The organism is Mucilaginibacter gynuensis, from assembly GCF_039541195.1.
In the GTDB taxonomy this organism is placed as follows: domain Bacteria; phylum Bacteroidota; class Bacteroidia; order Sphingobacteriales; family Sphingobacteriaceae; genus Mucilaginibacter; species Mucilaginibacter gynuensis.
Window position 1 is genome coordinate 134,095 of record NZ_BAABFT010000007.1, and the last position, 15,221, is coordinate 149,315.

General features: G+C 49.2%; 6 protein-coding genes. 5 read left to right on the top strand and 1 reads right to left on the bottom strand.

The features are described from left to right. The first annotated feature begins 130 nt into the window (after positions 1-130). Positions 131-4,837: an Ig-like domain-containing protein gene (locus ABD894_RS15145; RefSeq protein ID WP_345211900.1), complete on the top strand. Its 4,707-nt coding sequence runs from the start codon at positions 131-133 to the stop codon at positions 4,835-4,837. Positions 4,838-4,918: 81 nt separating this feature from the next. Here ABD894_RS15145 and ABD894_RS15150 read toward each other — a convergent pair whose 3' ends face one another. Next, positions 4,919-7,699: a substrate-binding domain-containing protein gene (locus ABD894_RS15150; RefSeq protein WP_345211901.1), complete on the bottom strand. Its 2,781-nt coding sequence runs from the start codon at positions 7,697-7,699 to the stop codon at positions 4,919-4,921. 324 nt (positions 7,700-8,023) lie between these two features. Here ABD894_RS15150 and ABD894_RS15155 point away from each other — a divergent pair, with 324 nt between their 5' ends. The 4 genes from ABD894_RS15155 (at position 8,024) to ABD894_RS15170 (ending at position 15,209) form a co-directional block, all read left to right on the top strand. After that, positions 8,024-9,358, top strand: coding sequence for a sugar porter family MFS transporter (locus ABD894_RS15155; RefSeq protein WP_345211902.1), 1,335 nt, complete (start codon positions 8,024-8,026; stop codon positions 9,356-9,358). A gap of 19 nt (positions 9,359-9,377) precedes the next feature. After that, complete coding sequence (locus ABD894_RS15160; RefSeq protein ID WP_345211903.1) at positions 9,378-10,286, top strand: carbohydrate kinase family protein; 909 nt, start codon at positions 9,378-9,380, stop codon at positions 10,284-10,286. A 141-nt stretch (positions 10,287-10,427) separates the two neighbouring features. Then, positions 10,428-13,448 (top strand): SusC/RagA family TonB-linked outer membrane protein, encoded by a 3,021-nt coding sequence (locus ABD894_RS15165; RefSeq protein WP_345211904.1) that lies wholly within the window; start codon positions 10,428-10,430, stop codon positions 13,446-13,448. 21 nt (positions 13,449-13,469) lie between these two features. Next, entirely contained in the window at positions 13,470-15,209 is a 1,740-nt protein-coding gene (locus ABD894_RS15170) for a RagB/SusD family nutrient uptake outer membrane protein (protein WP_345211905.1), read from the top strand. Positions 15,210-15,221 lie beyond the last annotated feature (12 nt).

Genomic DNA, 15,221 nt, shown 5'->3' on the forward strand with positions numbered 1-15,221 from the left:
TTTATTATCTTCCCTAAGTTAAGTAGTTTGTTATTGAACGAAAACCATACGGTTTTGAAGGATTATTGAAAGCCCTTACGGCTCATACTGCGCAATTTTAGGCCGTCTAACCAACACCTAAATATTCATTATGAGAAAAATTCTATTAACAACAGTCATGTTGTCGGCGCTCTATTGCGCGCGGGCACAAACGCCGGTATTTTACCTGAAGTACAATGAGACGAACACGACCGCGACCACCAAGGAGGAGGTCAGCGGAACAAACCTTCCCGTCAATAACCAGTTCGGAAAACCGGAGCGTGTAACAGGTGTTACCGGTAACGGACTGAGGACCGACGGCTTTTCGACATGGGTGCAAACCAGTAAAAACCTTGGCCTCACCAATTCGCTGAGCCTGGAGACCTGGCTGGTACTCGAGAGTTATCCTGCTGACGCTGAAGTTCCCTATAACAGCCTGACCCCGTCGGCGATCATCAGCCAGACCGACGGCACCAACGGGTTTGCGCTGTTCATGAATGCCTTTGGCGTATGGTATATCACGGTCACGGTGAACGGGCAGAAATACACCTGCCAGGCGCCTGCGAAATTCCCCCTGTACAGCTGGACGCATGTTGCCGCAAACCTGGACGGTCCGGCGGGACAGCTGAAACTTTATCTTAACGGCGCGCAGGTCGCCAGTATCGCCACGCCTCAGAATGGTACGATCAACAGCGCTAACGTGCCCCTCATCATCGGGAAAGGCAATACTGACAAAACGGACGGTATCTTTCTGATCAATGCCATGAACGGTACTTATGATGAAACGAAGATCTATACATCCGCGATTTCCGCCGCCACGGTGACGGGAAATTATAACGCGGGTATCGCGTCGATCACGACGACAGGGGAGCAGGCGATTGCTGTTCCGGCCACGCGCTTCGCTTCCGATCTGCAGCGTCCCGCATTTCATGGCATGCCGCCTGCGAACTGGACGAACGAGCCGCATGGGATGGTGGAGTTTAACGGGAAATATCACTTGTTTTACCAGCGTACGCCAAACGGGCCATTTAAGACACTGATGCACTGGGGACATATGATCAGTACGGACTTCGTTAACTGGACAAATACGAAAGACGCGCTGATCCCTGAACTCAACTGGACGGCAACGACGGGTTATGATATGAAGGGTATCTGGTCGGGCGATGTGATCGTTAATAATGGAACAGCCCACGCCTTCTACACCGCCGTCAATCATTCCGGTCCGTTTAATCCGGGTATCGGCCATGCGACCAGCACCGATCCCGACCTGAAAGTATGGACGAAAACCACGCCGGTGATCGACAGGCAGTTTGTTAATGATTTTCGCGACCCGTACATCTTCAAAGACGGGACGACCTGGGTAATGATCATCGGTGCCGCCGTATCCGGTGGTGGCGGCCTGGACTGTTACACCTCCACCGACCTGAACAGCTGGACGCATAAAACCAACTTCAGTACAGTGCCGTATTCCTCCATGGATATCGGTTCGGTGATCTGGGAGATGCCGGTTTTCGAACCGTTGGGTAACGGCAAATATATCCTGATCGTGAACCCGATCGGCGGTTCCGTCACCAAGTACGGCCCCAAATATACACGCGGCGTTTACTGGATCGGGACGTATACGAACGGGCAGTTTACGCCTGATTATAACCAGCCGAAAATGCTGGACCTGATACCGGGACATCTTTCGCCCGCTATCGCGCGTAACGCCTCCTCACAGATGGTTGGTATCGGTATTGTTGATGAGCGGAGAAGTTCGCAGGCACAGCTGAATGCCGGCTGGGCGCATACTTTCAGTCTTCCGCGCACCTATTCTTTACTGGCAGATAATAAGACGCTGGGCCAGGCACCCGCTGCGCAAACGACATCGCTAAGGTCATCGGGCAGCCAGCAAACACTGACCAATATAAGTGTCAGTACTACCTCCAATGTTCCGGTCGCTGACGGCGCCAAAGCGGAGATCATCGCTACGCTGAACCCGGCGACACCAGCCAGCAGTTATGGACTAAATATCCGCCGTTCAAATGACGGGAGTGAAGTAACAAAGCTTTATTACGACGCTGTCGGGAAGAATATCATCCTGGACAAATCGATCTCCTCGCTATCCGGCAATGTGGAGGACAAGGTGTTATTAACGCAGCCTTACGACGAGGTAGCGTTTGGTAAACCGGCAACTTTCCATGTGTTCATCGATAACTCGGTCATTGATGTGTTCATCAATGAGAAAGCGGCTTTCTCTGCACGTATTTACCCGACGAAAGCCGATAGCAAAGGCGTACAACTATATTCAAATGGCGGGACGACGGTATTTACATCGGTAGTCACCTATGGTATCGGTACCAATGTCCAGATCGTTCCCGTTACGGGCGTCTCTCTTAACAAAACGTCGACTACCGTAGGAACGGGAGCAACCGAACAGTTGGTTGCCACCGTTGCGCCCGCTAATGCCTCTAACACCAATGTTACCTGGTCTTCCAGTGACAGCGCGGTCGCTACGGTCAGCGCGTCAGGCGTGATCAGCGGTGTAACGCCGGGGACAGCGACCATAACGGTGACCACGGTAGATGGAGCGAAGACCGCTACCATCGCGGTTACAGTTGTCCAGCAAAATTACCTTGCCTATGATTTTGAACCGGGGAACCTGACGGGCTGGACGGTGACGTCGGGCACTGCATTTTCGAATACGGGCGTAGTCACTGACCCGAACTGGGGCTGGGGCGGGCCGTTTACTTTCCAGGGGAATTATCATTACTGGGGGTATAAATCCGGCGGTGACACTGCTCTGGGTGAAATGAGAACGGCTAACTTCAACCTTGGCGGCGATGGTAAGATCACGCTGCTTATTGGTGGCGGTAATGATCTGACCAACCTGTATGTAGCGCTTTGCAATGCTGCGGGTACGGTGTTGAAAAAAGAAACAGGTCCGAATGATGAGGGCTATGTGTCACGTATCATCGATGCTTCCGCCTATATTGGCCAGAATTGTTTTATAAAGATCGTTGACAATACGGCGGGCGGTTTCGGACATATAAACGTAGACAACATCCGGATACCGGTATCGTCTGCAACGGTTCCGGTCACCGGCGTCACCCTGAACAAGACGACGACAAGCATCGCATCAGGCGCAACAGAACAACTGGTAGCTACCATAGCGCCATCGAATGCGTCGAATACGAATGTGACCTGGGCGTCAGGTAACCCGGCGGTCGCTACGGTTAGTGCAAGCGGCCTGGTTACCGGGGTTTCTGCAGGTACGGCAACAATTACTGTCACCACAGCTGACGGCGCAAAAACGGCTACCTGTACAGTTACTGTTGCCGCTACCCAGCAAGGCTACCTGGCGTATGATTTTGAGCCGGGTAATCTGACAGGCTGGACCATTACCTCCGGTACCGCGTTCTCGAACACGGGTGTAGTAACTGATGCCAACTGGGGTTGGGGCGGCCCGTTCACCTTTCAGGGAACCTACCACTACTGGGGACTCAAATCAGGTGGCGACAGCGCACTTGGTGAAATGAGAACACCGAACTTCACGCTTGGCGGCGATGGTAAGATCACGCTGCTGATCGGCGGCGGTAGCGATATCAATAACCTGTATATAGCCCTTTGCAACCCGGCAGGCACCGTGTTAAAAAAAGAAACGGGACCTAATGATGAGGGCTATGTATCCCGCACCATCGACGCATCTGCCTATATCGGCACAACGTGTTATGTCAAAGTGGTGGATAATACGAGCGGCGGTTTCGGCCACATCAACCTGGACAATATCAGGATACCGGTATCGACGTCGACCGTCGCTGTCACCGGCGTTACGCTGAACAAGACCGCTACCAGCCTGACGGTAGCAAAAAAAGATACACTGGTGGCAACCGTAAACCCTTCGAACGCCACTAATAAAGCGGTTACCTGGTCAACGAGCAACGCCTCCGTAGCCACGGTAAATCCGGCCGGTATCATCACCGCCGTAGCGGCAGGGTCCGCTAATATCACGGTCACCACGCAGGACGGCGCCAAGACCGCGGTGTGTGCAGTAACCGTGACCGCACAGCAATTTCTTGTGCTCGATTTCGAATCGGGGGATCTGAGCGGCTGGACGTCAACTTTAGGAACAGAATTTGTCGCCGCAAATGTCTGTACAGATGTGAACTGGGGCTGGGGCGGTCCTTTCAACAAACAGGGCAACTATCATTTCTGGGGTTTCAAGTCGACCGGGGATGCCGCTGTGGGTGCTATGAAAACGCAGAACTTCACGCTGGGCGGCGACGGTCAGGTCAGTTTTATGATCGGCGGGGGCAACAATATCAGCAGCCTGTACCTGGCACTATGCAGGGCTTCGGACAACGTAGAATTGCTGAAGGCAACCGGTGACGATAACGAGGCCTATACGACGAAAACCTTCAATGCCGCCAGCTTTGTAGGGACGTCATGTTACATCAAGGCCGTGGATAATTCCGCAGGCGGATTCGGACACATGAACCTGGATAATATTCGCATACCTGTCAGTTCAGGTTCGGGGATGGCAATGATGGCCTTGCCCGAAACCAATACGGCGCAAAAGAAAGCGTCTGCCGCGCCGGTGATCAGTATTTATCCAAACCCGGTTACGGAGCAATTTACGGTAGACCTGACGGCCGTGACAGACAGAGAGGCGGGTATAACGATCACCGATCTTAACGGGCACCCGATAAAAACACTGTCGGCATCAGGAGGGACGAAAGTGATACTTTCAGCCGCCGAACTGAAAATGAAAAAGGGGATTTATATCTTAAATGTCAGTTCACGGACGGTCAGCAAACCATTTAAGATCATCATCAACTGATCCGGGGAGTAAAAATGGTTTACTTTCCATAACTTATCAGCGTGCATGTTTGAAAGACATGCACGCTTTTTTGCTGAACTGTTACGTTCGTTGCTGTTTCTTGTATTCGGTCGGCGTGCAACCGTATTTCGCTTTGAATACCGTTGAAAAATAGTTCGGAGTCGAAAATCCGACCATATAAGTGATCATGGAGATCGTATGATCCTCATTCGTCAGCAGATACTGCGCTTTTTTCAGGCGCCTGTTCATAATGTAGTCCGTAATATTATAACCCAGTAAAGCTTTCACTTTCCTGTACAATTGAATACGTGACACGCCAATGGCTTTTGATATATCCTCTACATTGAGGTGCTCATTCGACAGATTTTGCTCGATGTAGCCCGCAAAATCGTTGATAAACTTTTTGTCAAGCGTTTTTGATACCGGTAGTCGGTCGTTAGTTTTGATCTCGCTCGTGTAGTGTTCCTTCAGGATATGACGGTTCCTCAACAGGTTGGTTATTGTTTCTAAAAGGAAAGGAAAATTAAACGGCTTGGTCATATAGGCATCCGCCATCGCTTTCATCCCCGCGATCTGATGCTCTAAGCTGATCTGGGCGGTGAGCAGGATGATGGGAATGTGCGAGGTTCTTATATCCGACTTCAGGCGCTCGGTCAGTTCGCGTCCGGAAAGTTCGGGAAGGACGACGTCGGAGATGATCAGATCCGGGACGTTCTCAAAAGCCTCGTTAACACCCGACCGGCCGTTCATGGCCGTGTAGATCTCGTAATGCTCCCCAAGTTTGCTGGACAGCAGGTGCAACAGGTCGTTATTATCTTCGATGATCAAGATAGAATGCTCCCTGGGCTCTTTAAAATTGTCGGTGGGGGTGCCTGTCGACGTAGTGGTTTCCAGTTCCGCAAAATATTGCGACGCTTGTTCGGAAATGCCTTTGGGGTCGATCACCTGTTCGAATTTCTCATCTTCTTTGAGATGTTTTTCACCCAGTGGAAGCTTGATCGTGAACACGGTCGATTGCCATTTTATACTTTTTACAGTTATGGAACCATGGTGAAGTTGAATGATCTCCCGCGTTAACGCCAGGCCGAGGCCGGAGCCCTTGGAAAGCCCGTTATCCGCCTGGTAAAAATGCTCAAAGATATGCGTAGCCTGATCGCTCGTCATGCCGATACCGTTGTCTTCGACATCGATCTGGACAGTATTGTTATAGACGTGAAGATGGATGAAAATATGCCCGCCGTCACCTACGAATTTGAACGCATTCGAGATCAGGTTAAAGAAAACTTTATCCAGCATATTAATGTCGAACCAAACGGTGCATTCTTTTTCCTGGCTGAATAATCTAAGATCGATGTTGCGTTTATGCGCTATATGACGAAAGTTACCGATAACTTCATTAATCAGATCGATAATATTGTTGGGCGACGCATGAATCGTCTGATTATCATATTCGATCTTACGGTAATCGAGGAGCTGATTAACCAGTTTCATGAGAATAAAAATATTTTTATGTGCCAGTTTTAAAAAGCCCAGTTGATCGTTATTAAGTTTCGCGGTATGAATGAGATCCTCGATAGGGCCGAGCATAAGCGTCAGCGGCGTTCTGAATTCATGGGAGATATTGGTAAAGAAATTAAGCTTGGCTTCGGTGGCCATTTCCGCCCTTGCCGACATTTCGATCAGCTCATTGCGTTGCTGGAGTATATGATCGTTTTTCGCTTCCAGGCTGCGGTTGATCTTACGGTTTTCCATCAGGAAATAGAAGGCGAGCCCCCCGGTAACTACCACCAGCACCAGCATGATGATCACGATGTTTAATACGGTCGCCTGACTTTTATAAATGGCGCGTTGCTCTTCCAGCAAATATTGCTGCCTTTCGATGTCTTTTTGCTGACTGTTAATGCGTTCCCATTGCATTTGCATTAACTGAACATTAGTAGAATCGATGACCAGTGACCGCAGGATGCTAACCTTTTCAAAGCGCTCGCGATTGAGGATGCGGAAGGCTGTTTGAACCGCTTCCTTTCCGCCGGTAGGGTAGAGTACGCTGGCCTGTATCATTTTGTTAGCGATCATTTCCAGTCCGCCGCCGGCACCGGGTAAACCATCGACACCCAAAATAAAGATAGGCCTATTAAGATTCATAACCTCCAGGGTACGTCGTGCGGATGCCGCCATGACGTCGTTGTGCGCGAATATAGCGTCCACAGATTTCAGCATGTCTTTATGTCTTGACAGCGCCCGGTCTGCGCTATTTTGTGTCCAGTTCCCGTTAAGTTTATAGAGCTTACGGATTCGTTTGGCAGCCGTCAGTGCATCGGCAAACCCTTTTGCCCTTTCGATAGCAGGGGAGGAGGCAGGCGAGCCGGTAATTTCCAGTGCATTGATCTGGCCTTTATTTTTGGATATAAAATAGTTGCCGGCCATTTTGCCGATCTGGTAATTGTCGGCGCCGACATACGCCGTAAAGTCGTTGGACGATGTTTTCCGGTCAATAACAACTACCGGTATGCCCTTCGCCAGCGTTTCTTTGACCACGATATTCAATGGCTGGGCTTCATTGGGAGAAATGATCAGCAGATCGACGCCTTTCTGCAAAATCTGTCTCACCTGTGCGACCTGCCGGCTGCTGTTTCCGCGTGCATCTGTGTAAACGAATTTCACGTCCGGATGGAGCGACAGTTCCATCTTCATTTCGTCGAGCATCGTCTTACGCCACAGGTCGTTTCCCACACACTGGGAAAAACCTATCGTATATACTTGGTTTTGTTTCTGGTCCCGGCAGCTTGCGATCAACAGGCATAAGATTCCGGCAAGCAGACAAAACGGCTTTCGGTTAAAATAATAAGAAGCGGATAACATAAGTTTATCAGGTTAATAACGGTGACAGATACGGTGGTCTGCCGAATCTTTAATAAACTTAGGGATTTTCAGCATTGCAGCCAAAAAACGGCCGGAACGACACAGCTGAAATCATGGGACGTCATGTATCAAATCTGTAGATTTTCTGTAATAATTTTGAACCTTTTGAAACTGCTGTTTTTTTGACATTTCTTAAAGTATTGTATTGCAGTTATTTATCAATGAGTGAAATCTGTACTATTTTGGTACGAAACTTATAACGGCCGCATAGCGTATCGCCTACCTTGCATTCCGATTAATAACCAATAATACACTAATTAATTTATGACGAAGAACGCTGTACTGGCCTGGTCTATGGTCGTAGCCCTCGGAGGCTTTCTGTTCGGTTTCGATACCGCAGTTATTTCCGGAGCAGAAAAATCAATTCAACAATTCTGGCACCTTTCGGTGTTCGAGCATGGCCTGACCATATCGATAGCCCTTATAGGTACGGTGATCGGCTCCCTGCTCGGGTCGCGTCCATCAGATAAGTTTGGCCGGAAAAACACTTTGTATTTTGTAGCCATAGCATACTTTCTTTCGTCATTGGGCACGGCCTTATCTAACGACTGGACGTTATTCCTGCTGTTCCGCTTTTTAGGCGGCCTTGGCGTTGGAACATCATCGGTAACCGCCCCCATTTATATATCCGAGGTTTCGCCTGCGGAGAAGCGCGGCAGCCTGGTCGGTTTATTCCAGTTCAACGTGGTGCTGGGCATCCTGATCTCGTACCTGTCGAACTACCTGATCAGCCAGGTAGATACGGATGCCTGGCGATGGATGCTGGGCGTACAGGCGGTTCCGTCGGTGATCTTCCTGATCCTGATCAAATTTATCCCGGAAAGCCCGCGCTGGCTGATATTACGCAGGGGAGAAGATGCCAAAGCGCTTTCCATATTGCGGATCATCAATCCGTTAAACTGTGATGACGAACTCAAAGCAATAAAAGCCAGTCAGAAAGCGAGCGAATCGGCAAATGCCGGCAGCGGCAACCTGTTCAACAGGCAATACCGGACGCCCGTATTCCTGGCGATGGCTTTTGCATTCTTTAACCAGGTGTCGGGGATTAACGCCATCATCTATTACGCGCCGCGCATATTTGAAATGGCCGGCCTAGGCGCACATTCGTCCTTGTTGTCGACTGTGGGTATCGGAATGATCAATTTCATCTTCACGCTCATCGCCATCAACATCATCGATAAAGTAGGCAGGCGCCTTTTGATGCTGATCGGCTCGGTGGGTTTGATCAGTTCATTACTGCTTGTCGCCTTTACGTTCTATAACCAAAGTTTCAGCGGTTTATCGATTCCTATATTCATCATGATCTTTATCGCCTTCTTCGCGTTTTCGCAGGGCGCTGTTATCTGGGTCTTTATCTCCGAGATATTCCCGAATCAGGTCAGGGCGAAGGGACAGACGCTCGGCAGTTCGACGCACTGGGTGATGGCTGCTCTGGTCGCTTTCTGCTTCCCTTATTTTGCTGAAAAGCTGGGCGGCGCGACGACCTTTTTCTTCTTCAGCGCAATGATGGTACTGCAGTTGATCTTTGTCTGGAAATTCATGCCGGAAACGAAGGGGCGTTCGCTGGAGCAGATCGGAACGAACATCATTTTACATTAAATATATATAACACGTGACTATGACACCTGCAATCTGTTTTGGGGAAATTTTATGGGATGTATTGCCTGCCGGTAAAAAGCCGGGTGGGGCGCCGCTGAATGTTGCTTATCATTTGAATAAGCTCGGTGTAAAAACCGGTATTATCAGCCGGATTGGCGAAGACGCTAACGGTAAGGAGCTGGAGAACCTGCTGACCGGTTGGGGGATACCTACCAGGTTCGTACAAAAAGATCAGGAAAATGCCACGAGTGAAGTGATCGCAAAATTCAACGGCAACGAGGTGACCTATGAAATCATAAGCCCGGTCGCCTGGGATTTTATCGCCGAGCGTGACATCGCAGACGTCAAGGCCGCTCGACCTAAGTACGTCGTTTACGGCAGTCTCGCCTCGCGTAATGAAACTACCCGTAATACGCTGTTGAACCTGCTTGAAATGGATACCATCCGGGTGTTCGATATCAATATGCGGCCGCCCTTTGTCAGTCATGAGCTGCTGGAAAGCCTGCTGTACCAGGCGGATATCGTTAAGTTCAACGAGTCTGAACTGGCGATGTCGCAGGTATTGTTCAAAGGATCCCTGGACGGCGAACTCAGTCGGGTCAGGTTTATCCAGAAAAAATTCGGCGTTCACGAAGTCATCGTGACAAAAGGTGAGTTCGGGGCATCCTATTATATCGGCGACGAGGCCTACCATATATGGGGTAACGAGATCAAGGTAAAAGATACTATCGGAAGCGGAGATTCGTTTCTGGCCGCATTCCTGGCCTCGCATTACCTGAACGAATCGCCGAAAGAAATTTTAAAAAACGCGGTGGCGATGGGCGGCTTCGTGGCTACGCAAAGCGGCGGGTGTCCGTCATATACGGTCGCCGAGTTCAAGGCATTTAAAGAAAAAATGTTTTCGGGCAAAGGCGGCTTCGGCAAATAAAGAAATATTATCAAAATGTAAACCCTAATAACAATTAATAATAAAGCCAATTTTCTAATTATGAGTAAATGAAAAATCGAGAAACCAATTACCAAGCACTTATCCCTAATAATTTAATATTCCAATTTTAACCTTTTGATTATGAGAAAACTACTACTAATCGTACCGTTGCTAATGTTGGCGGTACAGGTTTTCGCGCAGACTGCTTATAAGGGCAGGGTGACTGATGCAAAAACTAAAGAACCAATTCCGGGCGCCGTGATTTACGTCCAGGAGACCGCTAAATCCGTTGCTTCCGATGCGAATGGCAACTTTACGATCCAGGCGCAGCCTGGTAATACGGTTCGCATCACCTTTATCGGTAAAGAAACCCTTAATATCAAGCTTGTTGACGAACAAAGCCTGGCCGGTATCCGGTTGCAGGATGCCGATAAGGTCCTTGATGAAGTGGTCGTGACCGGTTATCAAACACAACGTAAGGTTGATATCACCGGTTCGGTTGCGGTGGTCAACATGAAAGATGTGGCCAGTATTCCGAGCGGTAATATCATATCCACGCTGCAGGGCCGGGTACCGGGCGTAAACATCGCTACGGACGGAACGCCGGGCGGTGTGGCTACCAGCGTCGGTATCCGTGGTATCACCACGATCAACAACGGAACGCCGCTGTATGTTATCGACGGTATCCAGACACGCGATAACATCGCCACCTTGCTGAATCCTAATGACGTAGAGTCGATCCAGATTTTAAAGGATGCGGCATCGGCGTCGATCTACGGAACGCAGGCGGCAAACGGGGTGATCATCATTACGACCAAAAAAGCGAAAAAGAATGACACCCGTGTCGACTTCAGCGCAAGGCTGGCCTCACAGAACTTCCACACCGGAATAAAAATGCTTAATGCGCAGCAATGGGGCGAGGCATACTGGGCAGCTTATAAAAACGATGGCGTAAAACCTGTACATGATCAGTACGGAAGCGGTGACGTTCCCGTAATACCCGAGTTTATCAATGGTGCAAAAACGATCAGATCAGGCGATACGGACTGGGCGAAGGAAGTATATAACCGTGCGACTTTACAGGATTATAACGTAACCGTTTCCAAAGGCGCCGAAAACGGTAGCTCGGTATTTTCATTGAATTACTTCGACCAGGACGGTTTGGTGAGATACACCAATTTCAAACGGGTAAACGTACGTGCCAACACAGACTACAGCTTTCTGAAAAACAGGTTGCGTATAGGCGAGAATATCAATATCACCAACTGGCAGGAGAAATTAAAGCCGGCAGGTATCGAAGAACTCACCATCGCACAGCACCCGTTGATCCCGGTGTATGACATCAACGGCGGTTATGCAGGGCCAACCCAAGGCCTGGGTGACAAGCCGAACCCGGTGCGTTTGCTGGATCAGCAAAAGCAAAACAGGTCGAATCAATGGCGGATATTCGGTAATATGTTTATCGAAGCGGAGCCCATCAAAAACCTGGTTTTCCGCTCCAACTACAGTGTGAATTACCGTACCGGCTTTTTCTCCACCTTCGAGCCGAAGTGGCATGAAGGTGACAGAACCGTAGACGTTAATGCGGTAACTGCCGAAAATAACTATGACAGACAATGGATCTGGACCAATCAGGTTACTTATCGCGTGAATATCGGCAAACATGCCATCAACGCGCTTGCAGGTGTGGAAGCAAAAGAAAACATGAATGAGTTCCTGAATGCCAGAAGGGAAAACTACATCATACAGGATATCGACTACCGCTATATCAGCGCGGGTGACGGCAAGCAGACCAACGGAGGCCTGGCTTCACGTACAGCCATCGAATCTTTCTTCGGTAAAATCGATTATGCGTACAATGATAAATACCTGCTGTCAGGAACAATCCGTCGCGATGCATCTTCAAGGTTCGGCGAGAACAATAACGCCGGTGTATTCCCGGGTGTTTCAGGTGCGTGGAGAATCAGTCAGGAAGAGTTTATTAAAAAGAGCACTTTTATCAATGACCTGAAATTACGTGCCAGCTGGGGACAGAACGGTAACGACCTGCTGGATAATGAAGCAACCTATACCAAATATTCGACGAATCTCGTTATGGGCGGTTACGACATCGGCGGTATCAACCGCGGCATTATTCCGAACGGTATCATCAAGGACCGCAGCGGCAACCCTAACGTAAAATGGGAAGTGTCGACCCAGACCAACTTCGGTTTCGACCTGAGTGCGCTGAATAATAAACTACAGATCACCCTGGATTATTTCGTAAAGAAAACCAAAGATATGCTGATCGACCGTCCTTATATCGCAATCATCGGAGAAGGAGGTTCTTTTGCCTACAATGGAGCTTCATTAAGCAACAAGGGGTTCGAGGGTTTGATAGGCTGGAGAGATAACATAGGTAAAGCATTTAATTATAATGTGACTTTAACCGGCTCGGTTTATAAAAACAAGGTGACGGATGTTCCGGCTGATATTTTCTATACCTATGGTGGTGGCAACGGCTCGGATAAAACGATCGTAGGCCAACCGCTGGGTTCATGGCTGGGTTACCGTACCAATGGTCTTTATACCACTGAGGCAGAATTGAACGACGGTGTTAACCAACCCGGAAAAGGGCTGGGAAGGATCCGCTACGTGGATGTGAACGGCGACAAGGTGATCAATGATAAGGACCGTGAATGGCTTGGGTCAGACCAGCCGAAATTTTTCGGCGGTCTGAACGTTTCAATGACTTATAAGGCATTCGACATGTCATTCTTTGTAAACGGAATGGTTCGCGATGCGTATAACAATTCAAAGTTCTATACCGATTTCTTCCAGTTATGGACAGGTAACCATGGCGACAGGCTGCTAGATGCCTGGACACCGTCAAATTCCGGCTCAACTATTCCTGCGTTAACCGCGGTTAACCTGAATGATGAAGGCAGGTTATCTGAATACTACATCGAAAACGGTTCTTACCTGAAATTGAAGAATCTTCAGATCGGCTATACCCTTCCGGCAGTTGTGGCCAACAGGTTAAAGTTGAGAAACCTGCGGGTATACCTGCAAGGTCAGGACCTGATCACTGTTACCGGCTACAAAGGGGCTGATCCGGAAGGACTGGGATATCCATACCCGCTGCCACGCATCTTCACCGCCGGCTTAAACTTTGGATTTTAATAAAATTTAAACTCGAAAACCATGAAACTTAAATATATAGTCATTGCCTCGGCATTACTGCTGACCGCATGTAAAAAAGATTTTCTCGACAGCAAGCCGCAAGGCAAGCTGAGTGACGCAGTATTGAATTCACCTGAAGGCATTGAAGCGCTGACCATTTCGGCTTACGCGGCATTGGCCGGGCCTGAAGGCAGCGATGGAACCTTCCTTTCCCCAACCACCAATTGGATCTACGGTGACGTTCGTGCAGGGACGGCTTACAAAGGCGGCGGCGGTATCGGCGATATAGGTGAATATACCGCCTTTGAAACCTTCCAGGGCGTATTTGCGACCAACCCGCTGCTGGACAGGAAATGGTTCAGCCTGTACCGTAGCGTACAGCGCGCCAACAGTGCCATCAAACAGCTTAATTCGGTAACTGAAGCGCAGGTACCTTTGAAAAATGTAAGATTAGGCGAGATGAAATTTCTTCGCGCTCATTATTTTTTCGAGTTGAGCAGGTTATTTAACAAGATCCCCTATTTCGACGAAAATGTGGAGATCGAGAACTATGTTAAGATCTCAAATACGGAATTCACCCGCGACCAGATACTTGAAAAGATCGCCGCTGAGTTCGGTGCGGCGGCAGATCTGCTGCCCGTTACACAGCCACAGCCGGGCCGCGCGACAAAATATGCCGCTAAAGCTTACCAGGCTAAAGTGACCTTGTACCGCGCATACAAGCAAAATGCGGATAATTCGGTGGCCAGTGTGGATAACGGTTTGTTAAACAATGTCGTGTCTTTATGTAACGAGGTGATCACCAATGGCGGTTATGAACTGCTGCCTGACTTTCAGCAGCTGGCAGAAGCCGAACATGATAACAGTAAGGAATCGGTATTCGCCGTTCAATACTCTATCGCCGACGGTACCCCTGCGGGCCGTATCAACTGGAGCAATTTGTTGAACGCACCGAGGGGCCCTTACAGTGGTGACGGTTTCTTCCAGCCGAGTCAAAACCTGGTTAATTCGTTCAAAACAAATGCGAGCGGTCTGCCGCAGTTTGATACTTATAACAATTCGAACCTGCTGACCCTGGCTGACGGCTTTGCCACAAATATTGACCCGCGCCTGGACTTTTCTGTCGGCAGGTTAGGTGTTCGCTGGAAAAATTATACAGAAACACCATATCAGGAGAATTGGGCCCGTGAACCGGCCACTTATGGTTATTACATGAATAAAAAGGCGTTGGTGTCACCGGAATCACCGTTTATGGTTAAAGGTTTTCCATGGGGCGGTTCGGCACTTAACTTCCATGTAATACGTTATGCCGATGTCCTGTTGTGGAAAGCAGAAGCGTTAATCGAACTGGGCCGTGAAACGGAAGCCGTTCCGCTGATCAACCAGGTTAGAGCAAGGGCAAAACAAAGCAAATATGTGCTTAGATGGCAAAATACAACGCCGACGGACTATGCTGCGAAATATGATATTGAGCTTTATCAGCCAGGGGTAAACTGCACATGGAACCAACTATATGCAAGGCAGGCCCTGCGTTTTGAGCGCAAGCTTGAACTGGGCCTTGAGGGTGAAAGGTTTTTTGACCTGGTTCGCTGGGGCGCTGCCGATGATGTACTGAACAGCTACTTTCAAAAGGAAAAGACGCTTCGTACGTACCTGCAAAATGCCAGCTTCCAAAAAGGAAGGGATGAATATTTCCCGATTCCACAGCCGCAGATCAATTTTTCAGGCGGTCTGTACAAACAAAATCCGGGCTACTTATAGTCGTCACAGCAG

Coding starts and splice junctions, on each gene's coding strand:
- ABD894_RS15145 (WP_345211900.1), top strand. CDS start 131: ATGAGAAAAATTCTATTAACAACAGTCATGTTGTCGGCGCTCTATTGC.
- ABD894_RS15165 (WP_345211904.1), top strand. CDS start 10,428: ATGAGAAAACTACTACTAATCGTACCGTTGCTAATGTTGGCGGTACAG.
- ABD894_RS15155 (WP_345211902.1), top strand. CDS start 8,024: ATGACGAAGAACGCTGTACTGGCCTGGTCTATGGTCGTAGCCCTCGGA.
- ABD894_RS15170 (WP_345211905.1), top strand. CDS start 13,470: ATGAAACTTAAATATATAGTCATTGCCTCGGCATTACTGCTGACCGCA.
- ABD894_RS15150 (WP_345211901.1), bottom strand. CDS start 7,699: ATGTTATCCGCTTCTTATTATTTTAACCGAAAGCCGTTTTGTCTGCTT.
- ABD894_RS15160 (WP_345211903.1), top strand. CDS start 9,378: ATGACACCTGCAATCTGTTTTGGGGAAATTTTATGGGATGTATTGCCT.